21 protein-coding genes are annotated in these 24,226 nt (G+C 57.7%); 19 read left to right on the plus strand and 2 right to left on the minus strand.

All coding sequences use genetic code 11. The features are described 5' to 3' along the window. Positions 1 to 47 precede the first annotated feature (47 nt). From ccsA to EOI86_RS09070, 14 genes are all read left to right on the plus strand, one after another. Positions 48 to 854: a cytochrome c biogenesis protein CcsA gene (ccsA, locus tag EOI86_RS09005; protein WP_127764733.1), complete on the plus strand. Its 807-nt coding sequence runs from the start codon at positions 48 to 50 to the stop codon at positions 852 to 854. A 147-nt stretch (positions 855 to 1,001) separates the two neighbouring features. Then, complete coding sequence (dusB, locus tag EOI86_RS09010; protein ID WP_240035598.1) at positions 1,002 to 2,039, plus strand: tRNA dihydrouridine synthase DusB; 1,038 nt, start codon at positions 1,002 to 1,004, stop codon at positions 2,037 to 2,039. After that, the gene (locus tag EOI86_RS09015; RefSeq protein ID WP_127764734.1) at positions 2,036 to 3,154 is read left to right on the plus strand and encodes a two-component system sensor histidine kinase NtrB; all 1,119 of its coding nucleotides are present in this window, start codon (positions 2,036 to 2,038) and stop codon (positions 3,152 to 3,154) included. The genes dusB and EOI86_RS09015 overlap by 4 nt, the downstream gene beginning before the upstream one ends. A gap of 6 nt (positions 3,155 to 3,160) precedes the next feature. Next, on the plus strand, positions 3,161 to 4,615 hold the full coding sequence (gene ntrC, locus EOI86_RS09020) for a nitrogen regulation protein NR(I) (protein WP_127764735.1): 1,455 nt from the start codon (positions 3,161 to 3,163) through the stop codon (positions 4,613 to 4,615). 68 nt (positions 4,616 to 4,683) lie between these two features. Further along, complete coding sequence (locus EOI86_RS09025) at positions 4,684 to 7,170, plus strand: sensor histidine kinase NtrY-like (protein WP_127764736.1); 2,487 nt, start codon at positions 4,684 to 4,686, stop codon at positions 7,168 to 7,170. Positions 7,171 to 7,174: 4 nt separating this feature from the next. Further along, positions 7,175 to 8,563 carry a nitrogen assimilation response regulator NtrX gene (gene ntrX / locus EOI86_RS09030; RefSeq protein ID WP_127764737.1) on the plus strand — a complete coding sequence of 463 codons (1,389 nt, stop codon included), beginning with the start codon at positions 7,175 to 7,177 and terminating at the stop codon, positions 8,561 to 8,563. A gap of 90 nt (positions 8,564 to 8,653) precedes the next feature. Further along, the gene (trkA, locus tag EOI86_RS09035) at positions 8,654 to 10,030 is read left to right on the plus strand and encodes a Trk system potassium transporter TrkA (RefSeq protein WP_127764738.1); all 1,377 of its coding nucleotides are present in this window, start codon (positions 8,654 to 8,656) and stop codon (positions 10,028 to 10,030) included. Between the two features lie 64 nt (positions 10,031 to 10,094). Continuing rightward, positions 10,095 to 10,964: a D-amino-acid transaminase gene (dat, locus tag EOI86_RS09040; protein ID WP_127764739.1), complete on the plus strand. Its 870-nt coding sequence runs from the start codon at positions 10,095 to 10,097 to the stop codon at positions 10,962 to 10,964. Next, positions 10,954 to 11,661, plus strand: a complete 708-nt coding sequence (locus EOI86_RS09045; protein ID WP_161973754.1) for an HAD family hydrolase — start codon at positions 10,954 to 10,956, stop codon at positions 11,659 to 11,661. Before dat ends, EOI86_RS09045 begins: the two co-directional genes overlap by 11 nt. A 152-nt stretch (positions 11,662 to 11,813) precedes the next feature. Continuing rightward, positions 11,814 to 12,065: an RNA chaperone Hfq gene (gene hfq / locus EOI86_RS09050; protein ID WP_127764741.1), complete on the plus strand. Its 252-nt coding sequence runs from the start codon at positions 11,814 to 11,816 to the stop codon at positions 12,063 to 12,065. A 72-nt stretch (positions 12,066 to 12,137) separates the two neighbouring features. Continuing rightward, a complete protein-coding gene (gene hflX / locus EOI86_RS09055; protein ID WP_127764742.1) occupies positions 12,138 to 13,514 on the plus strand; it encodes a GTPase HflX in 1,377 nt (458 codons plus the stop codon). 209 nt (positions 13,515 to 13,723) lie between these two features. After that, positions 13,724 to 14,014 carry a co-chaperone GroES gene (gene groES / locus EOI86_RS09060; protein ID WP_127764743.1) on the plus strand — a complete coding sequence of 97 codons (291 nt, stop codon included), beginning with the start codon at positions 13,724 to 13,726 and terminating at the stop codon, positions 14,012 to 14,014. 92 nt (positions 14,015 to 14,106) lie between these two features. Next, entirely contained in the window at positions 14,107 to 15,753 is a 1,647-nt protein-coding gene (gene groL, locus EOI86_RS09065) for a chaperonin GroEL (RefSeq protein ID WP_127764744.1), read from the plus strand. Between the two features lie 133 nt (positions 15,754 to 15,886). Next, positions 15,887 to 16,708 carry an inositol monophosphatase family protein gene (locus EOI86_RS09070; RefSeq protein ID WP_127764745.1) on the plus strand — a complete coding sequence of 274 codons (822 nt, stop codon included), beginning with the start codon at positions 15,887 to 15,889 and terminating at the stop codon, positions 16,706 to 16,708. An 8-nt stretch (positions 16,709 to 16,716) separates the two neighbouring features. On the opposite strand, the gene EOI86_RS09075 is transcribed toward EOI86_RS09070, so the two are convergent. Next, the gene (locus EOI86_RS09075) at positions 16,717 to 17,244 is read right to left on the minus strand and encodes a P-loop nucleotide/nucleoside kinase family protein (protein WP_205032107.1); all 528 of its coding nucleotides are present in this window, start codon (positions 17,242 to 17,244) and stop codon (positions 16,717 to 16,719) included. Between the two features lie 327 nt (positions 17,245 to 17,571). Here EOI86_RS09075 and EOI86_RS09080 point away from each other — a divergent pair, with 327 nt between their 5' ends. Together EOI86_RS09080 and EOI86_RS09085 are read left to right on the plus strand one after the other, a co-directional pair. Then, complete coding sequence (locus tag EOI86_RS09080) at positions 17,572 to 18,444, plus strand: NAD(P)-dependent oxidoreductase (protein ID WP_127764746.1); 873 nt, start codon at positions 17,572 to 17,574, stop codon at positions 18,442 to 18,444. 26 nt (positions 18,445 to 18,470) lie between these two features. Beyond that, on the plus strand, positions 18,471 to 19,682 hold the full coding sequence (locus EOI86_RS09085) for an adenylate/guanylate cyclase domain-containing protein (protein ID WP_127764747.1): 1,212 nt from the start codon (positions 18,471 to 18,473) through the stop codon (positions 19,680 to 19,682). Positions 19,683 to 19,729: 47 nt separating this feature from the next. Here the strand turns inward: EOI86_RS09085 and mazG are convergent, their stop codons facing one another. After that, positions 19,730 to 20,524, minus strand: a complete 795-nt coding sequence (mazG, locus tag EOI86_RS09090; protein WP_127764748.1) for a nucleoside triphosphate pyrophosphohydrolase — start codon at positions 20,522 to 20,524, stop codon at positions 19,730 to 19,732. 157 nt (positions 20,525 to 20,681) lie between these two features. Here mazG and EOI86_RS24945 point away from each other — a divergent pair, with 157 nt between their 5' ends. From EOI86_RS24945 to EOI86_RS09105, 3 genes are all read left to right on the plus strand, one after another. After that, positions 20,682 to 21,110, plus strand: a complete 429-nt coding sequence (locus EOI86_RS24945; RefSeq protein ID WP_127764749.1) for a YbaN family protein — start codon at positions 20,682 to 20,684, stop codon at positions 21,108 to 21,110. Between the two features lie 218 nt (positions 21,111 to 21,328). Next, positions 21,329 to 22,306, plus strand: a complete 978-nt coding sequence (locus tag EOI86_RS09100) for a hypothetical protein (protein WP_127764750.1) — start codon at positions 21,329 to 21,331, stop codon at positions 22,304 to 22,306. 142 nt (positions 22,307 to 22,448) lie between these two features. Beyond that, entirely contained in the window at positions 22,449 to 24,182 is a 1,734-nt protein-coding gene (locus tag EOI86_RS09105) for a methyl-accepting chemotaxis protein (protein ID WP_127764751.1), read from the plus strand. Positions 24,183 to 24,226 lie beyond the last annotated feature (44 nt).

Genomic DNA, 24,226 nt, shown 5'->3' on the forward strand with positions numbered 1-24,226 from the left:
TTTTCTTGCCAATGGCAGAGGCTGGTTAAGGGTGCTATACGCCTAGCATGCTCGCAGTCCCACCCTTCTGGCTTCATCTTGCGGCGATCGCAAGCCTCTTACCCGTCGGTGCGGTGTCACTGAAGGGTCGGACAGGCACACCCTTGTTTTGGCTGCTCGCGCTCGCTTCCGCGGTTTCGATGCTGGGATGGCTATACATCCGGATGGGGCATGGATGGGCGCTCGATTTCGCGGCCTCTCTTGATGTCATTATCACGGTCACACTGGTCGCTTTCCTGGTCCTTTCGGCCGTGTCGAAGACGGTCGCCGCCTTAGGGCCTTTGGTGCTGCTCTATTGCCTGCCACTCGGCATCCTGGCGCTGCTATTCGGGTCTATCGGTTGGGGCAAGGTGGAGCATGTTCCCCCGAACGATTGGTGGTTTTGGCTTCATATTGTCATCGCTGTGACCGCATTCGCTTTGGCGACGTTGGCGGCAATAGCGGGCGCGGCTGTGTGGATTCGGGAATGGATGCTTAAGAAACGCCGACAATCCGGTTTTGTATCCGGCCTGCCGGCAATGTTGGAGGCGGAGGCTGTCCAATTCCGCCTATTGCAGGGATGCGCGGTGTTCCTGGCCGCCGTCGTGGCCACCGGCATGGCCACATCCTTTGAAACCCATGGGACCGTTGTACCCGTCGACCACAAGAGTTTGCTGACGCTGATCGCATTTTTCCTGGTTCTTTTTCTATTGATTGCCCATCGATGGCTGGGCTGGCGCGGCCGCCGCGCGGTCCAGGTTGTGCTTGCAATCCAATTGCTGCTGGCCCTGGGGTATCCGGGCGTAAAATTCATCACCGATGTTTTGGCCGGCTGATACGGTAGCCGGCTGATTTGTTCGCTCGGAATGCCGCCGCAATCTCCATCATATCAAAGTAGCAGTTGCCAATTGCCCAATATTTAGGCAATGCTTCCGCGCTGATCGAAGAACAGGCATAACTGTCATTGTAGCGAGGTTGGGCGAGTGCCGTTATCCCCGATAAATCTGGGGCCGGTGACGATTGACGAGCCGGTCATTCTGGCGCCCATGTCCGGCGTCACGGACCTGCCTTTCCGGCGGCTGGCACGCCGTTTGGGCGCGGGGATGGTTGTGTCCGAAATGGTCGCCAGCAACGAAGCGCTCCGCCATACAGATGCCACCTACAAGCGTTTGATGCGGTCCGAAGCGGGCGAGGTTCAATCCGTTCAGATTGCCGGTTTCGATCCTGAGGCAATGGCCGATACCGCCCGTTTTGCCGCCGATCTCGGGGCCGACATCATCGACATCAATTTCGGCTGCCCGGCCAAGAAGGTAACAAACCGTTTCTGCGGTTCCGCCTTGATGCGGGATATGCCCCAAGCGGCCCGGATCATGGAAGCGGTCGTCGCCGCCGTCGACCTGCCTGTGACGGCGAAAATGCGGACCGGATGGAACGTTGAAAACCGGAACGCGCCCGAATTTGCCGCCATGGCCGAGAAGATCGGCATTCGGATGATCACTGTGCATGGCAGGACACGGGAACAGAAGTATCAGGGCGAGGCTGATTGGGACTTCATCCGTGCGGTGAGGGAGGCGGTTTCGGTGCCTTTGATCGTTAATGGGGATATCAAGACCCATGAAGACGCCGTATTAGCCCTGGCGAAGTCGGGGGCGGATGGCGTGATGATTGGACGCGGGGCTTATGGTCGCCCATGGCAACCTGGACTTATCGCTCGCCAATTCAAAACAGGGATTGCCCCCGAAGCGCCGCCGCTGAAGGATCGAGAGGAACTGGTCCATGAACACTATGACGCCATGCTGGAGCATCACGGTTTGGACCGTGGGCTGCGCATGGCGCGCAAGCATTTGGGTTGGTACGCGGCCGGATTCCGAAATGCTACGCGGTTTCGGGACGCTTTGATGAAGGCGGAAGAGCCAGCTTTGGTGCACGGACTTGTCGCCGAGCTATTCCGGGCGGCGGAGCAGGACGCGAGTATCTCCACCCCCAACACGACTCCCTTACCGCAGGATATCGCCGCATGAATCCGGTTGTCGAAAAACTGGCTAAGTTGACGCGCCTCAGCGCAAAAACCATTTCCGGCGACTCGATTTTATTCGCCTTGCCGGACCCGGTCATCGTCGTCGAACGCACGGATGACTTGATCTTTCTAAATGCCGCCGCCGAGCAATTTTTCCAAGGTAGCGAGGCAACCTTACTGGGCGCGAACCTGCAGGACCTTTTTCCGCATGACTCTCCGATCCTGTCGCTGGTGCAGAAAGTACGGCGCCAGGAAAGCAGCATGACGGAATATGGCATTCACGTCTTCACGCCGCGCATCGGCCAGCATCTGTTGAGTGTGGACGCGGCACCGTTGAACGATAGTGCTGACGAAATCGTCCTTGTCTTCAAGGAAGACAGAATTGCGAACAAAATTGACGACACGATCACCCAGAAAGGGGCCGCACGCTCGATTAGCGCGCTTTCATCCATGCTGGGTCATGAGGTGAAAAACCCGCTATCGGGAATCCGGGGGGCGGCTCAGTTGCTGGATACGATCGTCGAGTCCGACGACCGCTCGCTCACCCAACTGATCATCCGGGAAACGGACCGTATCGTGAAACTGGTCGATCGTTTCGAAGTGTTCAGCGAAGGCCCGATCCTGGACCGCGATAATGTCAATATTCACAAAGTGTTGGATGAAGTTCTTGAAGTCGCGAAAGCGGGGTTCGGACGGGATGTGAAGTTTACGACAGACTATGATCCCTCTTTGCCGGCCGTCTTCGGCAATCACGACCAACTGGTTCAGGTCTTTTTGAACCTGGTGAAGAATGCGGTTGAAGCCGTCGAAGACCGAAACGACGGAGAAGTGACGGTCGTGACAGCGTTCCGCCACGGCGTGCGGCTGGCTATACCGGGATCGGAAAGCCGGATGTACCTGCCGATGATGGTAAGTGTCCGCGACAATGGCGTGGGGGTGCCCGAAGACCTGCGTCCGCATCTGTTCGATCCCTTTATTACCACCAAGCGCAACGGCAGCGGCCTTGGCCTGGCGCTGACGGCCAAGCTGGTCGGCGACCACGGCGGCATCATTGATGTCGAAAGCAAACCACGCCGGACCAGTTTCAATGTGATGCTTCCTTTGGTGCGTGGGGACTGACCGGACATGACCACACCGGCAACGATCCTTGTCGCGGATGACGATAGCGCAATCCGCACCGTTCTTACCCAGGCGTTGAGTCGCAAGGGCTATGAGGTCCGCACCACAGGCAATACCGCAACTTTGTGGCGCTGGGTCAGCGATGGCGACGGCGATCTGGTTATTACCGATGTCGCGATGCCCGACGGCAACGGGCTGGACCTGCTGCCGCAGATACGAAAGCGGCGGGATGATTTGCGCGTCATCGTGATGAGTGCGCAGAACACGTTGCTGACGGCCGTGAAAGCCGCTGAGCGCGGGGCCTTCGAATATCTGCCCAAGCCGTTCGATCTGCCGGAACTGTTGGATGTCGTCGACCGGGCCCTGACGGCCGATCTGACGCGTTCGGAAAAAACCGGCGTGCCGGCCGGAACCGACGATAAACTGCCGTTGATCGGCCGTTCCCAAGCCATGCAGACGGTCTATCGTGCCATCGCGCGGCTGACGGCGACCGACCTATCGGTCCTGATTTCCGGTGAATCCGGCACGGGTAAGGAATTGGTCGCCCGTGCGCTTCACGAATTCAGCAAGCGCCGCAGCGGCCCCTTTGTGGCGATCAACATGGCGGCGATTCCCCGGGACCTGATCGAAAGCGAGCTGTTCGGCCACGAAAAAGGTGCTTTTACCGGTGCGGCGACACGATATGCCGGTCGTTTCGAGCAGGCCCAGGGCGGCACGCTTTTCTTGGATGAGATCGGTGATATGCCCATCGAGGCCCAAACCCGGCTGCTGCGTGTTTTGCAGGAGGGGGAATACACCACGGTTGGCGGACGCACGCCGATCCGCACCGATGTCCGCATCATCAGTGCGACCCACCGTGACCTGCGACAACAGGCGGCCCAAGGTCTGTTCCGCGAAGATCTGTATTACCGGCTGAATGTCGTGCCGATCCGCTTGCCTCCGTTGCGAGAGCGACGCGAGGATATTCCCGATCTGGTCGGGCATTTTCTGACTTCCATGGCCCGTGAGGGCTTGGAATCGAAAAGCCTCACGCCCGCGGCAATGGCGGTGCTGCAACGTTATTCCTGGCCGGGGAACGTGCGCGAGTTGGAGAACCTGATTCGCCGACTCACCGCACTTTACGCACAGGACGCCATTGATGCGGCCGATGTCGAGGCTGAACTGGCTGATGCCCCTGTTGCGGCTGCCCACAATCTGGATGGCGACCGTGCCGAAAGTCTGTCGGAAACGGTTGAACGGCAATTGCGACGCTATTTCGATTCCCATGGCGATGCCTTACCGGCCCAGGGCCTGTATGACCGTGTCCTTCGGGAGGTCGAACGACCCTTGATTTCACTCACCCTGGCGGCGACCAACGGGAACCAGGTAAAGGCGGCGGATCTGCTTGGCCTGAACCGAAATACGCTGCGCAAGAAAATACGTGAACTGGATATACCCGTCGTGCGTGGGATAAACTCCTGATCATGATACCCCGAGTGCCCCCTAAGGGGCGGCTGTCCTCCTGACCGCAAGATAAAGGGAAGCGCTTCGTGTCAACGAGCCAATCAAGCGATTCCTGGGATTCCCGCGGTGATTCCCGCGGTGATTCCCGTGGCGACTCCCCCGGTGACATCCCGCCCGTTACCAAGGAACATGACCCGGGCTCTGACGCCGGGCAGGTTCCATCAAACGCGTCCGGCGAAAACGAGGAATCAACGCCGGAACGTGCCGGAGAAACAGCCGTTGGCCGATGGGGAGCGCGGTTCAGCCATGTTTTCCGTTTTCTCGATCATCCAAAAGTCTCCCGCTTCCTAGCGGGACTACTCGCGGTTCTTTCGATCGCGGCTGGTTTGTCCACCTATTGGGCTTTTTCCGGGCGCGGAGAGAACCTGGCCCAGGATCCTGAACACCTGGTAGGGCTGATCTATCTCGATCTCGTTCTGTTGCTGTTGCTGAGCGTTATTATCGCCCGGCGTCTGGTTCGTTTGTGGTCCGAACGCAAGCGCGGGGCAGCAGGCGCGCATATGCATGTACGGCTGGCGGCCATGTTCGGCATTTTCGCCATCGCGCCAGCCATCATCGTCGCCGGCTTCTCTCTACTGTTCTTCAATTACGGCCTCGAATCCTGGTTTTCGGACCGGGTCCGCACAGCGGTGTCGGAAAGTTCCGCGGTTGCCGAAGCCTATCTGGACGAACATTTGCGAACGATTGAGGCAGACGCTCTCTGGATTGCCTCCGCAATCAGCCGCGATGCGCCGGTGCTCGCGGCGAACCAGAAATTGCTGACACGCCTGCTGGACTTCCAGGTTGGCACCCGGAACCTGTCGGAAGCGCTCGTCTTCGAAGAAAACGGCAGGATTCTGGCGCGCGCGGGTTTCACCATCGCGCTGGAGTTCGAACCGATCCCGACCAGCGCTTTCGAAGATGCAAGCGACGGGAATGTCGTGATCCTTCGGAACGAGGCCGATGATCGGGTTCGGGCCCTGGTTCGGTTGGATACCATCATCGACACCTTCCTGATCGTTGGGCGCGCCATCGACCCCACGGTCCTTGCGCATGTCGCCGCGACGCAAGGTGCGACGAAGCAATTTGAGCAGTTGGAAAAGGAACGGTCGCGGTTCCAGGTTTCTTTCGCCCTTTCCTTCGTACTTGTTGCCATGCTTCTGCTGCTAACCGCCGTTTGGGTCGGGTTGAACGTGGCGAATGGACTGTCCGAACCGATCAGTCGGCTGATCGCCGCGACCGAACGGGTCCGGGGAGGGGATTTGACCGTTCAGGTCGCCCCATCGGCCAAGAATGACGAGGTCGATGTCCTCGGTCGGGCCTTCAACCGGATGACCGAGCAGTTGCAGAGCCAACGGAACGAGCTTTTGCAGGCTAATATGCAGGTCGATGAAAGGCGACGGTTTATCGAAACGGTACTAACCGGGGTTTCCGCCGGTGTGGTCGGGTTGGACCGGCACGGGCAGATCGAATTGGCGAACCGGCGCGCGTCTGAACTTCTTGGCGTGGAGCTGGATCAATTCATCGGCCATGACATGGCGGAAATCGCTCCAGATATGATGCAGATCATAGATGAAGTCCTGTCGAACCCCGAAACTGACTTCGTTGAAAAGGAGATCAAGGTCGAAGGGGACGGCATGACGCGCAGTCTAATCGTTCGGTCCGGTCCGCTCACGCAGGGGGACGGGGGAACCGGCTATGTCATGACACTGGACGACATTACAGCCTTGGCCAGTGCCCAGCGGACCGCCGCCTGGGCCGACGTCGCGCGCCGCATCGCACATGAAATCAAAAACCCGCTGACCCCCATTCAACTGTCCGCGGAACGCCTGAAACGCAAATACCTGAAGGGTATAACGAACGATCCTCATGTCTTTGAAACCTGCGTCGATACGATTATTCGTCAGGTCGGCGATATCGGACGGATGGTCGATGAGTTTTCAAACTTCGCCCGCATGCCGGCGCCGACGATGCAGGACGTGGACCTGACCGACCTTTGCCGTCAGCAGGTTTTCCTGCAGCGGAATGCCAATCCGGGGATCGACTATGCGCTGACCATGCCTGACGACCCGATCCACGTCACGGCGGATGGGCGCCAGGTCGCGCAAGTGCTGACGAACGTGCTGCAGAATGCGAAAGAAGCCATCGACGCGCGCCCGGGCACGGATCTTCCCGGCGGCAGAATCGCCGTAAACTTGCACTCAGTTGCATCCACGCAGGCAGGAGCGGGCCGGGATGCTGGGCGTGAGATCCGGATTGATGTCATGGATAACGGCAAAGGCCTGCCTTCCGATGATCGGGACCGGCTTACCGAGCCGTATGTAACTTTCCGCGATAAGGGAACGGGGCTGGGTTTGGCGATTGTCAAAAAAATCATGGATGATCATCGCGGCACGCTGACATTGACTGACGCGCCGCAAGACTTCGCCGATGGAGCGGGCGCACAGATCATTTTGGGCTTCGTTGGCCGGACAGCGTCCGGGGAAGCCGCAAAGACCGATACCAGCCCAGATCCGAACAAGGGTTCCGACTAACGCCATGGCCCATGAAATACTGATCGTCGATGACGAGGACGATATTCGCGAACAGATAGCCGGGATCCTGGAGGACGAAGGCTATCAGACACGCACTGCCGGTAGCGGCGAGGCGGCCTTGGAGGCTGTGGCGGCGCGGTTGCCGTCGCTGGTGATCCTGGATGTCTGGCTGACCGGAAGCGCCTATGACGGACTTCAGGTGCTGGATCTGCTGAAACGCGACCATCCAGCGCTGCAAATCGTGATGATCAGCGGCCACGGCACGGTCGATATGGCGGTCAATGCGACGAAAAAGGGCGCCTATGACTTCATCGCGAAACCGTTTCAGACCGATGTCCTGCTGCACACGATCGAACGGGCGCTGAACGACATCAAGCTGAAGCGCGAAAACGAAGCGCTAAAAACACTGACCGGCGGTGCCGAAGCCGAATTGATCGGCATTTCCAACGCAATGCAGGAAGTGCGCAAGACAATCGACCGCGTGGCCAACACGGATAGCCGGGTGATGATTACCGGTCCGGCCGGGGCCGGGAAAAGCGCGGTGGCCCGCCTTATACACAAGCGGTCGCAACGCGACGACGGCCCTTTCGTGGTACTCAATTGCGCGACGCTGGACGAAGACAATTTCGAAGCCGCCCTTTTCGGGCGTGAGCCAAATGGCGAGACAGCCCGCATGGTCGGACTGCTGGAGCAGGCGCATATGGGGACCTTGCTGCTGGACGAGGTCGCGGATATGCCGCCCGCGGTCCAAGGCAAGATCGTCAGGGTTCTGCACAGCCAACGTTTTCAAAGGCTGGGCGGAAGTCACTGGGTCGACGTTAATGTCCGGGTCCTGGCCACGACAAACCGCGACCTTCAGGAAGCGATGCAGGCGGGGCAATTCAGGGAAGACCTTTACTACCGGCTGAACGTTGTTCCCTTGACGATACCACCGCTTGAAAACCGTCGTGATGACATCCCGCTGCTGGCCGAGCATCTGATGCTCCGTTCCGCAAAGTCCAAAGGGCGGGCGGCACAACCTTTGTCGGCTGAGGCGGTCACTGCCTTGCAAGCTCATGACTGGCCGGGCAATGTCTGGGAATTGGCGAATGTGGTCGAGCGCTTGCTGCTGTCGTCCCAGGTCGGCGAAATGATCAAAGCCGACAGCGTCGCCAAAGCCATCGGCGAAGACGGCGTCGACGTGCTGCGGTGGGAGCGTGCGCAAGAGGTCATGAACCAGCCGTTGCGGGAAGCACGGGAAGCCTTCGAACGCGAATATCTTCTGTTTCATCTAACCCGGTTCGGCGGCAATATCAGCCGAACGGCCGAATTCGTTGAAATGGACAGGGCGGCCTTGCACCGGAAGCTCAAAGGACTCGGTGTTCATAACGTTCTGCGCGGCGGCAAAGAGTAAGCGCGTCGGCCACGGCGAAATGTTGGTCTGGCAATCGCGCCTTCCCGGCGCTACACAGATCATCTTGGGCGGGTTTCGAGGCTCTACATTATGAAAGTTGTTATCTGCGGGGCCGGTCAGGTCGGGTTTCACATTGCCCGCTACCTTTCCAGTGAACAGAACGACGTCACCGTCGTCGATCAGTCACCCGAATTGATCGGTAAGATTAACGATTCACTCGACGTGCAGGCCTTTGTCGGCCATGCCTCGCACCCCGATGTGCTGGCGCGGGCAGGGGTGGGCGACGCGGATATGCTGATCGCGGTTACCTTCGCTGACGAAGTGAACATGATCGCGTGCCAGGTCGCGCATTCGCTGTTCAATGTGCCGACCAAGATTGCGCGTATCCGGCAGCAGGATTATCTGCGCGACGAATGGGCCAATCTGTTCGCCCGGGACCAGTTGCCCATCGATGTCATCATTTCACCGGAAATCGAGGTGGCGCGCGCCGTGCGCCGGCGCCTGCACGTGCCGGGTGCGTCGGATATCATCGAATTGGCCGATGGACTGGTCCGCGTGATCGGCGTGCGGTGCCAGGAAAACTGCCCGGTCATACACACACCCTTGCGGCAATTAACCTCGCTGTTTCCCGATCTGAACATCACCGTCATGGCGATTGTTCGAAACGAAACCTTGATCATTCCGAAGTCGACGGACCAGATGTTGCCTGGGGACGAGGTCTATTTCTGCACCGAGTCGGGAAAACTGGATCGGGCCATGGCCGTCTTCGGACATGAAGAGGGCGAGTCGCGCCGGGTCATCATCATCGGCGGCGGCAATATCGGCGTCAATTTAGCGAACGATCTGGAAAACCACGACAAATACACCGTTCGCGTGATCGAACTGGATAAGGCGCGGGCCCGGAAGGTCGCCGAATTGCTACCGACGACGACGATTATCCAAGGTGATGCGCTGGACAGCGAAATCCTCGAAGAAGCCAATGTTGCCCATGCGGAAGCGATTGTTGCCGTCAGCGATCATGACGAAACCAACATCCTGGCCTCTCTATTGGCCAAGCGCTACGGCGTCGACCGCGCCGTCGCACTGATCAACAAGTCCAGCTATGGCCCATTGATCACCACATTGGGGATCGATGTCGTCGTCAGTCCCAGAGAAATCACCGCATCGACCATCCTGCAGCATGTCCGCCGCGGGCGAATTCGCTCGGTCCATACGTTACGCGACGGATTTGCCGAAGTGATCGAGGCGGAGGCGTTGCAGACCTCACCGCTGGTCGGGGTTCCGTTGAAGGAGGCAAAACTGCCTGACGGTGTGATTCTGGGCGCGGTGATCCGAAACGATTCCGATGTCATCATTCCACGCCCGGACACAGAGATTTTCGAAGGCGACCGCGTCGTCCTGCTTGCCGCGGCCCATGCGGTGAAGAAAGTTGAAAAGATGTTCGCCGTGCGCCTGGAATATTTCTGATCCTTGGTCTAACCAAAGGTCCTGCAGGACGTTCAAACCTGCGCATTTTTCGAAAGGAGTTACCATGCCCCGCTACTGTTATGTAAATGGCCGTTTTCTGCCGCATCGCGACGGCGCCGTGCATATCGAAGACCGGGGCTATCAATTCGCTGACGGGGTGTACGAGGTTGTCACCATCGCCAACGGCACCATGGTCGACGAGGACCCGCATCTCGACCGGTTGGAGCGTTCCTTGAAGGAACTTCGCATGCGGATGCCGATGGCCCGTGGCGCGATGAAACTGAAAGTGCGGGAACTGGTTCGCCGCAACGGGTTGAAAGACGGCTTGGTCTACATGCAGGTCACCCGTGGTGTGGCGCCCCGCAACCATGCTTTCCCAAGCGATAAGGTTCCGCCGGCCATCGTCATGACGACGAAAAAGATGGACTTCGCGAAAATGAAGAAGTTCACCGACGGGGTTACCGTCGTCAGCGCGCCGGACATTCGCTGGGGCCGCTGTGACATCAAGACGGTAAGTCTGCTGCCCAATTGCCTTGCCAAGCAGGCGGCGACCGAAGCGGGCGCTTATGAAGCCTGGCTGGTCGACGAAAAAGGCAATGTGACCGAGGGGTCCTCTTCCAACGCTTGGATCATCACCAAGGATGGGGTGTTGGTGACCAAACCGGCCACGAACGAAATCCTGAACGGGATCACACGCCAGACCATCTTGGATCTGGCCAAACAGGATGGCGTGCCGTTCGAAGAACGCGAATTCACGCTGGAGGAAGCGTATGAGGCGAAGGAAGCCTTCGTCTCCAGCGCGACGTCGTTCGTCACGCCTGTGGTGAAAATCGACGACCATGTGATCGGCAATGGTCACCCTGGATCACTGTGCGAAAAATTGTTGGGCACGTATCAAGACTATGCCGCCGGGCGAAGAAGCCGTGCCGCGTAACGTGGCGGCCCCGGAAAGCGACAATCCCGAAATTCCCGCGGACCTGCCGACGCCACGAGCGGTCGTCTTCGATTGGGACAATACACTGGTCGATACCTGGCCGGTGATCCATGCGTCCTTCAAGACGACACTTTTGGCGATGGGTCAGGAGCCCTGGACGCTTGAGCAGACAAAAGACCGGGTGTCCAAGTCGCTGCGCGATGCTTTTCCGGAATTGTTCGGGAACAGATGGGAAGAGGCGCGTGATATCTATTACAGCGCCTTCGAACGGGAGCATCTTCAAAGCCTGATGCCCCTGGATAACGCACTTGGCACGCTTGATCATCTGCAGGGCAGGGGAAAACCCATGGCGTTGGTCAGCAATAAGACGGGTCGCTACCTGCGTCGGGAAGTCGACCATTTGTCCTGGAACGGGTATTTCCGGTCCGTCGTCGGCGCGGGTGACGCACCCCATGACAAACCCGACCCGGAAGCGTTGATCATGGCCCTGGCACCGATCGGTCTATCCGTGGGGCCGGACATTTGGTTTGTCGGGGATTCGCGGAGCGATTTGGAACTGGCGCGCAATGCGGGTTGCACCGGAATTCTGGTTCATCCGGACCCCGACCGGGCCAAGACTGCTTTTTCTGATTGTCTGCCGCGATGTCAGGTGGCGAACCTGGATCAATTAACCTATGTTCTAGAGACAGTCGGATGACGCTTCTTTTTTACGCTGTCGCATCGATAATGTTGCAGTGCAGCGTAAATTCTCCTACAAAGAGGTTCGAAGCGTTGGCACCAGCCCTGTCGGTGCATGTCCGGCGCAGAACCAAGATCGATGGCCCAACAAGAACATAAGGGGGCGTTGCAATGTCGTCCGATAAGAACCAGAATTTGCAGGATGTATTCCTGAACAGCGTACGTAAGCAAAAAATGCCGGTCACCGTGTTTCTGGTGAATGGTGTAAAACTTCAAGGCATTATCACTTGGTTCGACAACTTCTGTGTCCTGTTACGCAGAGATGCGCATTCACAGCTCGTCTACAAGCACGCCATTTCAACGGTGATGCCGTCGCAGCCCCTGTCGTTGTTCGAGGGTGGCGAAACGGGCGCGGACGAATAGTCCGCGTTTCCGGCCGCAAGGTCGCGCGTATCGCACGTTCACTTTCCGGGACCGCTTCCGCGGTGGGTTGTCATGGCCGCTCCACGTAAGGGCGCGGGCAAGAAGCGCGAGCCCTGGCGCGGCGAAGGCAGTCGGCGGACGATCGTCCTTCATCCCGATATTCGAATTCACGGCGAAGACGCGTCACTCAAGCGTTCGCCGGCCGCGCGACTGGAAGAAGCCGTCGGTCTGGCGCATGCCATCGATCTGGAAATCGTGCATTCGGAAAGTATCAAGGTGGACAAACCCAAACCGGGCACCTTGTTTGGGATGGGCGTTATCGAACGGTTCCGTGATCTGTCCGACGCACTAGAGGTGGAGCTCATCGTCGTCGATGGGCCATTGTCGCCGGTTCAGCAACGAAACCTCGAACGGGAATTCGGCAGCAAGGTTATCGACCGGACTGGGCTTATCCTGGAGATTTTCGGGGCACGCGCCAATACACGGGAAGGGACCTTGCAGGTCGAACTCGCGGCGCTCAGCTATCAGCGGTCCCGCTTGGTACGCAGCTGGACCCACTTGGAACGGCAACGCGGCGGGCTCGGCTTCATCGGCGGACCTGGCGAAAGCCAGATCGAGTTGGACCGACGACTGATCGACGAACGCATCGCCAAACTGAAGCGCGAACTGGAACAGGTGAAGCGGACCCGTGCGTTGCATCGCGAGTCCCGACGCAAGGTGCCTTACCCGATCGTTGCTTTGGTCGGGTATACGAATGCCGGCAAATCGACCCTGTTCAACAGACTGACGAATGCCGAAGTCCTGGCGCAGGATATGCTTTTCGCAACATTGGACCCCACGATGCGGTCAATCGCCCTTCCGTCAGGGGCGAAGGTAATTTTGTCCGATACGGTCGGGTTCATCTCCGACTTGCCAACAGATCTTGTTGCCGCCTTCCGGGCGACGTTGGAAGAGGTCATTTCCGCCGACCTGATTTTGCACGTTCGGGACGCAGCAAACGAAGATACCGAGATTCAAAAAACGGATGTTGAGGCGGTCCTGGCCTCCCTGGGTCGTCCCGATGCCGGCGACCGGGTCGAGGTTCTGAACAAAATCGACATGTTGAGCGGCGATGAACGATCCGCGGTTCTATCCCGCGCGGCGCGCAACGATAACATCATCGCGGTTTCCGCGGTTACGGGCGAGAATTGTGAGAACCTTTGCAAATTGGTTGATGACAGATTGTCTGCTCAGAATGAGCCGATCGAGACTGTCATCCCGTCGGAAGACGGCGCGCAACTCGCCTGGCTCTACCGTCATGGGGACGTGCAACAGCGCGAGGACCGTGACGAAGGGGTCTTCGTGCGGGTCATGATGCCCGCCCACGAAAGGGACCGGTACCTGAAGCTTTACAAAGAGGGCGCGTCTGATACCGTCCCGGCCGGTTCGGAGCCTTCCGAACAGGCGTGAGCATCCTCCCTCCGCAACGTCAGACCCGGCCGCAAGCCTTTGCCGGATCAACGAATTTAACCTCCCCGGGTTGACACTGAAAGCCTTCATACGTATGTCCCTAGCACTCAATGCACTTGAGTGCTAACAGCGGGGTATGTTCGTTTGTCTGCGCCGCGTAGACAATCGACACCAGATGAATCATCCGAGCCTCTAAAGGGAGAGCGTAAATGAAATTCCGTCCCTTGCATGACCGTGTTCTGGTCAAGCGCGTCGACGCCGAAGAAAAAACCGCCGGCGGCATCATTTTGCCGGATTCGGCGCAGGAAAAGCCTTCGGAAGGCAAGATCATCGCCGTTGGCGGTGGTTACAAGGCCGATGACGGCACCGTCCGTCCGCTGGATGTGAAGAAGGGCGACCGCGTCCTCTTCGGCAAATGGTCCGGCACCGAAGTCAAGGTCGGCGGCGACGACCTGCTGATCATGAAAGAGTCCGACATCATGGGTGTGATGGAAGGCTGATCAGCCAACTATCCCCACGGACTTTCTAAGGACGAATTCATCTTTCAAAGACGAATTCAAGGCAATGAAAGCTAGGAAGGAAATATTCCGATATGGCAGCCAAAGACGTAAAATTCTCGACCGACGCACGCACGAAGATGCTCAAGGGCGTCGACGTGTTGGCCGATGCGGTCAAAGTCACCCTGGGCCCGAAAGGCCGTAACGTCGTCATCGACAAGTCCTTCGGCGCACCGCGCATCACGAAGGACGGTGTGACCGTCGCCAAGGAAATCGAACTGAGCGATAAGTTCGAAAACATGGGCGCGCAGATGGTCCGCGAAGTGGCCTCCAAAACCAACGACATCGCCGGCGACGGCACCACGACCGCGACGGTCCTGGCACAGTCGATCGTCCGCGAAGGTGCCAAGGCGGTTGCCGCCGGCATGAACCCGATGGATCTGAAGCGCGGCATCGACCTGGCGGTCGAAGCGGTCGTCGCTGACATCCAGAAGCGTGCGAAGAAAATCAAGACCTCCGAAGAAGTCGCCCAGGTCGGCACGATTTCCGCCAATGGCGATGCCGAAGTCGGCAAGATGATCGCGGAAGCGATGCAGAAGGTCGGCAATGAAGGCGTCATCACCGTCGAGGAAGCCAAAGGTCTGGAAACCGAACTGGACGTCGTCGAAGGCATGCAGTTCGACCGCGGTTACCTGTCGCCGTATTTCGTTACGAACAGCGACAAGATGACCTGTGAACTCGAAAACCCGATGATCCTGATCCACGAAAAGAAGCTCTCCAATCTGCAGGCGATGCTTCCGGTTCTGGAGCAGGTCGTGCAAAGCAGCCGTCCGCTGCTGATCATCGCGGAAGATATCGAAGGCGAAGCGCTGGCGACCCTGGTGGTCAACAAGCTGCGTGGCGGCCTGAAGGTTTCCGCCGTCAAGGCTCCGGGCTTCGGCGATCGTCGCAAAGCCATGCTGGAAGACATCGCGATCCTGACCAACGGTCAGGTCATCAGCGAAGATCTCGGCATCAAGCTGGAAAACGTCACGATGGACATGCTGGGCACCGCCAAGCGCGTTACCATCACCAAGGACGAAACGACCGTCGTCGACGGCGCCGGCAAGAAGAAGGACATCGAAGCTCGTTGCGGTCAGATCCGCAGCCAGGTCGAAGCGACGTCCTCTGACTACGATCGTGAAAAGCTGCAGGAACGTCTGGCGAAGCTCGCCGGCGGTGTTGCGGTCATCCGCGTCGGCGGTGCGACCGAAGTCGAAGTGAAGGAACGCAAGGATCGTGTCGACGACGCCATGCACGCCACGCGCGCTGCCGTCGAAGAAGGCATCGTCCCGGGCGGCGGCACCGCGCTGCTGTATTCCGAGCGGGCCCTGCGGAAGCTTGAAGGCGACAACCACGACCAGGATGTCGGCATCGACATCGTTCGTCGCGCCATCCAGGCACCGGTTCGCCAGATCGCCGAAAACGCAGGCACCGACGGTGCGGTCGTTGCCGGTAAGCTGAGCGAAAGCAAGTCCATCACTTGGGGCTATGACGCGCAGAAGGGCGAGTACACCGACCTGGTCAAGGCCGGCATCATCGACCCGGCCAAGGTCGTTCGCGCCGCGCTGCAGGACGCCGGTTCCGTTGCCGGTCTGCTGATCACCACCGAAGCCATGGTTGCCGACAAGCCGGAAGACAAGTCTTCCGCGCCGGCAATGCCCGATATGGGCGGCATGGGCGGCATGGGCGGCATGATGTAAGCAGCCCGTTTGCCTATAGTGCGTTTCCCGGAAGGGCGGTTGCGGCGACGCAGCCGCCCTTTCGATTTCCTGCGGGCTGTGCTACGTCCCGCCCATCCCTGTAACACTCTCCAAGATTGCTGATACCCCGCCCATGCACGACATCGACCCTGACCGCGTCATAGACGCCTTGCGTGAGGCCGCCGCGCTGGATGTCATGCCGCGTTTCAATGCCCTGCAGCATCACGAAGTGATGGAAAAGAAGCCGGGCGATGTGGTCACGGTCGCCGACCTAGATGCCGAACATCGGTTGACGGCCCTGTTGCCCGGTCTGCTACCGGGATCCGTCGTGGTGGGTGAGGAAGCCTATGCGAAAAAACCAGCCATCCTTGATTTGCTGGAACAAGACAGGCCGGTCTGGCTGATCGATCCTGTCGACGGCACCAAGAACTTTTCCGAAGGCAACCCGATGTTCTGCATGATGGTCGCCTTGGTGGAGAAGGGTGAAACGCTGATGAGTTTCATCCATGACCCAACGCAGAATCGCACGGCGGTCGCGGAACATGGGGCAGGGGCCTTCCTGGTGCAGAGCGGCAAAGACGAGGTTCGGCTTCATACTCCTGAACAAAAGCCGTTCGCTGAAATGATCGGGCAGATAAATTTCGGCTGCTTCCAGGAATCCGACCGGAGCGCAAAACGCGACAAGTTCGTGAAGATTTTCGGAACGGTGAATCGGCTGCGCTGTGCAGGACACGATTTTCTGGCCCAGAGCCTCGGCGAGCGGGATTTCGCCCTCTACAATCGGCTGTGGAGTTGGGACCATGTGCCCGGCGTTTTGCTGCTGCGCGAAGCGGGTGGGCATGTGGAGCGGATCGATGATTTGCCTTACCGCCCGGAAGATCGCGTCCGCTCGCTGCTATCCGCCGGCAGCAAAGAATGTTGGGAAGACCTGCGGCACGTTCTCTGCGCAGATTGAATGCCCGACTAGGGTGCTTTTCTCTCCCTCTCGGGCTGCGGATGGACGACTTCTATTTCCAAACCTTCTTCCGCCCGCGGTTCTTCAAAGAATTTAGTGACCTGGTGAAAGACGTTGGCGGTATCGAAAGCCGCGCGTTCCGGCTGTTCCTGACGCCTCATTGCAATCTGACGCAGACATAGATCGTCATCCGCTTCTAGATAAACAAGCCTATGCGGCGAGCCGATTTCCGTTGCCGTTTCGCGATGCCACGCGCGCTGTGACACGGTGTTTGCTGGGAAGTCCAGGATGACATTCGTCCCGGTTTTCAGAATATCCCGAACATGATTTCTAACGAACGGTCCGATGCGGCGGGAAAAATCCAGATAGTCCTGAAAAGAGGATATTTTTCCGGGGAAATGAGATGCCAGCCAAACATCTTCCGATATCAATACGGCGTTGTGACGCCCCGCCAGTTCCTTTGCTTTATGGGACTTCCCGGCACCCATTTTACCGCAAAGGAAAACCAACAGGCCGTTATCGGAGACTTTCGACACGTCTATTCACGCTCAACTGTGGTTTGAACCGGGAACGGCGGTGAATGGCCGTCGTGTGGTGTCGTGTGGTAGAGTCGGTAAAAACACCAAATGGTCACACGGTGTAAACTGTCGGTTAAGTCCGCCCAACCGCTAAATTCAAGCATAGCCTTGATCCTGATGCGAACATGACTACCTTTCCGGCATCTATCCCAACCTTGACGACTTGGCAAAGCGATAGAGGGGCGTGCGGTTCTTCCTGAACCGCTCTAATATATCTGCGGAAAGATCAGATCATGAACCGAGCGGCGGTCGAGCATACGCCGCGCGACAGGGGAGAATTATACCATGGCAAAAGTGGCATTTATCGGTTTGGGCGTGATGGGGTATCCGATGGCTGGATACTTGGCCAAAAAAGGCGGGCATGATGTAGCCGTCTATAACCGGACAACCGAGAAGGCCGAAAAATGGGCGGCGGAATACGGCGGCTCCTTCAAGACAACACCGCGCGAAGCGGCCGAAGGCGCGGAAATCGTGTTCTGCTGCGTCGGCAATGACGATGATCTGCGCTCCGTCATTTTGGGCGCGGACGGCGCGTTGGCTGGCATGAGCACAGGGGCGACCCTGGTCGACCACACGACCGCCAGCGCGGAAGTCGCACGCGAGCTTTATGCAAAAGCCAAAGAAAACGGCATCGGATTCATCGACGCGCCGGTTTCGGGTGGCCAGGCCGGGGCCGAAAACGGCGTTCTGACCGTGATGTGCGGTGGCGATGCCGATGTTTACGAGAAAGTTGAACCGGCCATCATGTGTTTTGCGCGCGCCAGTCGACTGATGGGCGCGAGCGGTGCCGGACAATTGACCAAGATGGTCAACCAAATCTGCATCGCCGGGTTGTTGCAGGGTCTCTCCGAAGGCGTGAATTTCGGGATGAAGGCCGGTTTGGACATGGATGCGGTCATCGACGTCATATCGAAAGGTGCCGCGGGGTCATGGCAGATGGAAAACCGTGCCGGTACCATGTCGAAAGGCGAGTTCGAATTCGGCTTCGCAGTCGATTGGATGCGTAAGGATCTGGCGATTTGCCTCGGCGAAGCCAAGAACAATGGCGCGCGCCTGCCGGTGACCGCGATGATCGATCAATATTACGCGCATGTTCAGGCACGGGGCGGGAACCGCTGGGATACATCCAGCCTCGTCCATTTGCTGATGAACGACTAACGGCGATTACCCGGACAGAGGGGCGTATGGCAGCTGTTATAGAAGACGCATCGATCACCGCGATCAGCAGTTGGATCATCGATTCCGCCCTCAGCGGGATCGATGCCGACCGCCTTGTGCGGGAGTTTTGCGAGAAACTGAACGACGCGGGTATTCCCGTTGCGCGTGCCCATGTGGCCTGCAGCTTCCTGCACCCCATGTTCCGGTCCTTCAGTGTGACCTGGAGCCGTGTTCGCGGTGTCGAACGCAACCGCTTTGCCCATGCCAGCGCCAAGACAGAGGCTTGGCTTCTGAGCCCGTTTAAAGCGTTGCTGGACGGCCAACAGAACGAAATGCGCTTCCGCATATATAAGAAGGAAGGGTTGAATCGTTTTCCGATCCTGGCGGAGTTCCGGGAACAGGGGTTTACGGACTACCTCACCACGGCGATCGCCTTCACCTCACCGCTTGAGAAGTCCTGGTCACATATGGATGGCGCTTTGACCAGTTGGCTGACCGATGCGCCCGGCGGGTTCACGGATTCGCAATTAATGGCGCTGTCCCGCCTGCTTCCGCGGCTCGGCGCGGGGTTGAAGATGTATGTCCGGGAGTTGACGACCCATAACGTCGTTTCCGCCTATCTCGGCAACCATGCGGGTGAGCGGGTCTTGAACGGCCAGGTGCAGCTCGGCGCCGGTGAAGAAATCAACGCGGCGATTTGGTTCAGTGACATGCGGGGATCGACGGCGCTAGCCGACCAAATGCCCGCACGGGAGTTTCTGGCGCGGTTAAACCGGTATTTCGAATGTACGGCGGGCGCGGTGCTGGACCACGGCGGTGAGGTCCTTCGGTTTATTGGCGATGCGGTCTTGGCGATTTTTCCGATTGTCGGGCCCGGCGGCGCGGAACGGGCGACGCGGATGGCGGTTGCGGCCGCCCGGGACTCTTTGATTCGGCTGGACCGCGCGAATGCGGAACCCCGGCCGGATGGCGAACCGCCGATTGCGTTCGGGTTGGGCCTTCATGTGGGCGACGTGCTCTATGGCAATATAGGGGTGCCGGAACGGCTGGAATTCTCCGTTGTCGGCCACACAGCGAACGAAGTGGCGCGGCTCCAGGATTTGTCCAAAACGCTTGAACGGCAAATCGTTGCCTCGAACGCCTTTTCGTCGCTGGTGGAAACGGAATGGGAGTCCATGGGCAGTCACCAATTGCGCGGCGTCGCCGAACCGCAACAAGTCTACGCCCTTAGGATCTGACGCCAAGTAGGGATGAAGTGTGATCGAACTGTCGTGCGGGCAGGGACCTAAACCTGTTTTTCGGTCCTTTTCACTGCATCCCAGCGCGCATCCATCTCGTCCAGGCTGCAGTCTTTCAATGCACGGCCTTCCTGCTTGAAGGAGGCTTCCACGGCCCGAAAGCGGCGGTTGAACTTATCATTTGTGCTGCGTAGGGCCTTTTCGGGGTCAACGCCGACGAACCGGGCGAGGTTGGCGACACAGAACAACAGATCGCCCACTTCATCCTCCAGCCGGTCAGGACCGCCATCGACACGGATCTCGTGTTGTATTTCCTCGATTTCCTCCTCGATATCGCGGAAAACCATATCGACAGTCGGCCATTCAAACCCGACGCGTGCCGCGCGTTTTGAGAGCTTTTCGGCACGAATTAGCGCGGGAAGGGCGGTCGCCACCCCATCCAGCGCGCTTTCGTCCTGGCCTTTTGCCGCACGTTCCCGCGCCTTTGTGTCTTCCCAGGATACCTTGACAGCCTCAGGCGTTTCCGCGCTTTCATCGCCAAAGACATGGGGGTGACGCCGGATCATTTTCTCAGCGATGGCGCCTGCCACGTCGTTGAAGGCGAAATCTCCGGATTCTTCAGCCATGCGTGCGTGGAAAACGACCTGCAGCAAAAGATCACCCAATTCGTCCTTCAAATCCGCCATATCGCCGCGTTGGATAGCGTCGGCGACTTCATAGGCTTCCTCAATCGTATACGGGGCAATGGTTTCGAAGTTCTGTTTCACGTCCCAGGGGCAGCCGGTCTCCGGGTTCCGTAGCGCGGCCATGATTTCAATCAAGCGGTCTATATTTCGATTCATTGGGACGCCTCATCATGCTGCAACCGGGTTCATTCAGTGCCTTAGCGGGATTCCGGGTTCTTGATCCACCGCCTGCATTCTTAATTATCTGCTAATGTTCTCCGGATAGGGTGTCCGGCGAATGGAAGTGTGTGCACGGACCGAAAGGCTCATCCAGATGACCGACGTGACAAATCAACCGGCGAAGGTCGATTGCCCTTTGAGGTCCCGGATCGTCCTTAACGCGTTGGGCTATTTCTTTTTCGGTTTGGGGATTGTCGGGATGTTTCTACCCGTGATGCCGACAACCGTCTTCTGGATCCTGAGTGCGGTCTGCTTTGCGAAAAGCAATCCAGCCTTGTATCGGCGGATCGTTGCGCACAAACGGTTTGGGCGAGGCGTCCGGAACCTGGTTGAGATGGGCGTCATTTCGCGCCGAAGCAAGATTGCCGCTGTAACAGGGATGACGGTCGCAGCTGCAATCGTTCTGTTCACAGTCCCATCCGGCATATGGATAACAGTGGCGCTATGTTTGATCGGGGCAGGTGCCTGTTTTGTTGTCAGCCGCCCAGAACAGGTAGTGCTTGATAAAGCCGGTCGCTCTTGATCCTTGATTTTGTGTTGCTGCTTTCTGTGTGCTGCAAGGTGTGGCGCAGGTGCCTTATTGGTCAGGTGTTTTTTCCGACGTTTGTCTCAGCAAGGCACCAAATAAAATCGCGATAATATATATTATGGAAAATACCTTACTATAGTGAAGCGGCGAACCTGCCTATACGTTCTTAAAAACACCGCCCTACAAAGATCATAAAAGCCCGGTTGAAAAATATGACATCTATCGCCGACGTCTTCCATTCGGACCAAAATCTCATCGCCTACAGGATCGCCCGTACGGACTGTTACCCAGTCACGATCCTAAGCGATGCGGAAACTCCAAAAAACGTATCGATCCAGGACTTTGCCTTCCTTCTTCAAAGTAGCAGTTACGTAAAAATAGACGGCATCGGAATTGTCCAAACAGACCAACCCGGTTTGTATCGTGTTTACAGGTTGAGCGACGCGGCCTGTGTCCAATGGATTGTCTATGATGACGACCTCATCACCTTTGCGGCTTCTGTGGCGGCGGTATTCTACCACGCCGCCAACGAACCAGCGGAACTAATGACAAATGATTGGAACTCGCGAAGAAAACTCCACGAGTACTTCCTGAACCATGCGATAACGGGAAAAGTCGGCGGCGTTTGCATTACGGCAGCCAACTCTTTCGCACAATTGTGCCGGGAAATCGGATTAGACGCGGTTTTATGGGAATTTCAGGATGTTGGGACGGAATACAACCCTGTTCGCTCCCACGTAATGTCCGAAGTCCGTGACTCTGCTACCGGCAAGCGACTCCTAGTCGATATCGATCGTAAATACATCCTGCAAAACGATCGAAGCCAGCCGCTCAGCTGCCTGGAATACGTTGAATATTCGGTAAATAATCAGCCCTACGATGTGGTTCCCATATCAAAAGCGAAAGTGGCAGGTTTCGGCCCGACCGCTCGCATACCCAAAGTGCTCGATTTCGAAGAGGAATTGTTCGAACTGACGGATGATGCATACCGTGAAGAAATTGTTCGAAGCATCGGAAAGTCCCTCTTAATCAAAGGAACGCGATATTACGGGGCAAACGATATCTTCACCCTGCCCGGCCTGCCTGACCGTATCAAAGACTTCCTTTCTTCCAATGCCGCGGCGGCCATCTCGGGAACGGAACGCATGTTCCTTGAATCTGTGCAGCAATATCCGGAAGCGGATTTTTGAGCGGCAAATTTTCCGCGGGCGTCTTCACTGTCGACGGCGACGCGTATGGGATCTAGCGGCCCAATTCCAAAACGCACATTGAAACATCCTACTAAGCTAATTAGAACGCTTCCGATAAAGGTCACGCGCCCGGGAGCACCAAATGTCATTGAAAAAATTGGTCCTATTCACTTTCGGATTCTTAATTATTCTCGCCTTGGTCAACGCGGCAACGTCATCCCTGCTCCAATCCAGAACGTCGCAAGCATTGTTGGTGATCGAAGACGAAATACTCGTCACGGACCAAAAGGTTATGGAATTGGTCCAGGTGATCGAGGAAATGCGTTATTCGACGGCGCAGGTCCAGCAATGGTATACGGACATCTCGGCCACACGCGGTCTAGACGGGTTGAATGACGGTATCGAAGAAGCCCAGGCCTACGCCGAGACGTTTCGCTCTGACGCCCAGATAGCGCTCACCCTAGCCCGTGAGCTCGGCGACGAGACCATGGCCAACGCCATTTCCGAAGCAATTCAAGCATTCGATCCCTACCAGGAGATGGGTGAGACGATGGCTTTGGCCTATATCGAAGGTGGCCCGGAATCCGGCAACAAGATCATGGGGAACTTCGATGAAGCCGCGGCAAAAATCGGCGATGCCGTAGCGGCGATGCGGGAGAACGTGAAATCTTTGATAGAGCGGGCGGATGGCACAATGGTCGCCGCGTTGTCGTCATTGGAAACAGACAGTGCCGTTACCAAATATGTGACACTCGGAATCGCCGGTTTGATCATACTGGTCCTGGCAATTTCAGGATATTTTGCCACGCGGAAAATCGTTCCCCGAATTGTCCATGTCTCCGAGGTGCAAAGCCAATTGGCAGAAGGCAAATTGGAAGCGTGGGTGCCTGAATACGAAAACCCACCTGAAGTCGCGGCGCTTTGTAAGGCGATGTACAAGTTCAAACAGGAAAGCCGGGCCGCCAACAAATTCCGTGAAGAACAGGACCAATTCCGTATCGATACCGCGCGGAAACAAAAAGAAACATTGGACGGGCTTGCCGATCAGTTTCAATCCGCGGTCGGCGGGGTGATCCAGGCTTTGTCCTCGTCGGCATCCCAATTGTCCTCTACTTCCATGGAAGTTAGCGATATTGCCAATCGAACCGCATCACGCTCGTCGAATGTCCGAAATGCGGCTAGCGATGCCGGCCAGGACATTTCAGCCGTGACGGACTCCGTCTCAGAGGTAAACAAGGCGGTTGAGGAGGTCTCTTCCCAGGTGACCGAAACGTCTCGTCTGACGAACAACGCGGCCCAACAAGCCGCGGCCGCGGGTGAGAAAGTCGCGGCGTTGAACGCCGCAAGCGCCAAGATCAATGACATCGTGTCCCTGATTTCGGACATTGCCGAACAAACCAACCTCCTCGCCCTTAACGCAACGATCGAAGCGGCCCGCGCGGGCGATGCAGGCAAAGGCTTCGCCGTGGTAGCAAACGAGGTCAAATCCCTCGCCTCTCAAACCCAGAAAGCGACAGAAGATATCAGTTCGCAGGTATCCAACATGTTGAACGAAATCGCCGCGTCGACGACCGCTGTTGAACAAATCACGCTGGCGGTCAACCAAACCAACGCGACCATGACGTCGATTGCCGGTGCGGTAGAAGAGCAAGCGGTAACCACCAGCGAAGTTGCTCGGGCGGCCAAGGCCGCCAGCGAGCGGATCAACAGCGTGATTGTCGATATCGGGTCGGTTTCCAAAGACGCGACGTCAACCGGCGGTGCGACGGAAGAACTGCAGGCCTCCGCCGATGAGTTGTCCCGCAACAGCGATCTTTTGACGACGGAAACGGAGAATTTCATCCGGCATATTCGAAGTGTCGACAGCGCCGCTTAGGCGAGGTGTCGGGGCGACTTGTTCACTGGTCGCCCTGCCCCGTT

It is taken from the genome of Hwanghaeella grinnelliae (genome assembly GCF_004005845.1).
GTDB classification, from domain to species: Bacteria; Pseudomonadota; Alphaproteobacteria; order UBA8366; family Aestuariispiraceae; genus Hwanghaeella; species Hwanghaeella grinnelliae.

Bases quoted from the DNA above. Each gene is read 5' to 3' on its own strand.
- ccsA (WP_127764733.1), top strand. From the start codon at position 48: ATGCTCGCAGTCCCACCCTTCTGGCTTCATCTTGCGGCGATCGCAAGC.
- EOI86_RS09015 (WP_127764734.1), top strand. From the start codon at position 2,036: ATGAATCCGGTTGTCGAAAAACTGGCTAAGTTGACGCGCCTCAGCGCA.
- ntrC (WP_127764735.1), top strand. From the start codon at position 3,161: ATGACCACACCGGCAACGATCCTTGTCGCGGATGACGATAGCGCAATC.
- ntrX (WP_127764737.1), top strand. From the start codon at position 7,175: ATGGCCCATGAAATACTGATCGTCGATGACGAGGACGATATTCGCGAA.
- trkA (WP_127764738.1), top strand. From the start codon at position 8,654: ATGAAAGTTGTTATCTGCGGGGCCGGTCAGGTCGGGTTTCACATTGCC.
- dat (WP_127764739.1), top strand. From the start codon at position 10,095: ATGCCCCGCTACTGTTATGTAAATGGCCGTTTTCTGCCGCATCGCGAC.
- hfq (WP_127764741.1), top strand. From the start codon at position 11,814: ATGTCGTCCGATAAGAACCAGAATTTGCAGGATGTATTCCTGAACAGC.
- hflX (WP_127764742.1), top strand. From the start codon at position 12,138: ATGGCCGCTCCACGTAAGGGCGCGGGCAAGAAGCGCGAGCCCTGGCGC.
- groES (WP_127764743.1), top strand. From the start codon at position 13,724: ATGAAATTCCGTCCCTTGCATGACCGTGTTCTGGTCAAGCGCGTCGAC.
- groL (WP_127764744.1), top strand. From the start codon at position 14,107: ATGGCAGCCAAAGACGTAAAATTCTCGACCGACGCACGCACGAAGATG.
- EOI86_RS09070 (WP_127764745.1), top strand. From the start codon at position 15,887: ATGCACGACATCGACCCTGACCGCGTCATAGACGCCTTGCGTGAGGCC.
- EOI86_RS09080 (WP_127764746.1), top strand. From the start codon at position 17,572: ATGGCAAAAGTGGCATTTATCGGTTTGGGCGTGATGGGGTATCCGATG.
- EOI86_RS09085 (WP_127764747.1), top strand. From the start codon at position 18,471: ATGGCAGCTGTTATAGAAGACGCATCGATCACCGCGATCAGCAGTTGG.
- mazG (WP_127764748.1), bottom strand. From the start codon at position 20,524: ATGAATCGAAATATAGACCGCTTGATTGAAATCATGGCCGCGCTACGG.
- EOI86_RS24945 (WP_127764749.1), top strand. From the start codon at position 20,682: ATGACCGACGTGACAAATCAACCGGCGAAGGTCGATTGCCCTTTGAGG.
- EOI86_RS09100 (WP_127764750.1), top strand. From the start codon at position 21,329: ATGACATCTATCGCCGACGTCTTCCATTCGGACCAAAATCTCATCGCC.
- EOI86_RS09105 (WP_127764751.1), top strand. From the start codon at position 22,449: ATGTCATTGAAAAAATTGGTCCTATTCACTTTCGGATTCTTAATTATT.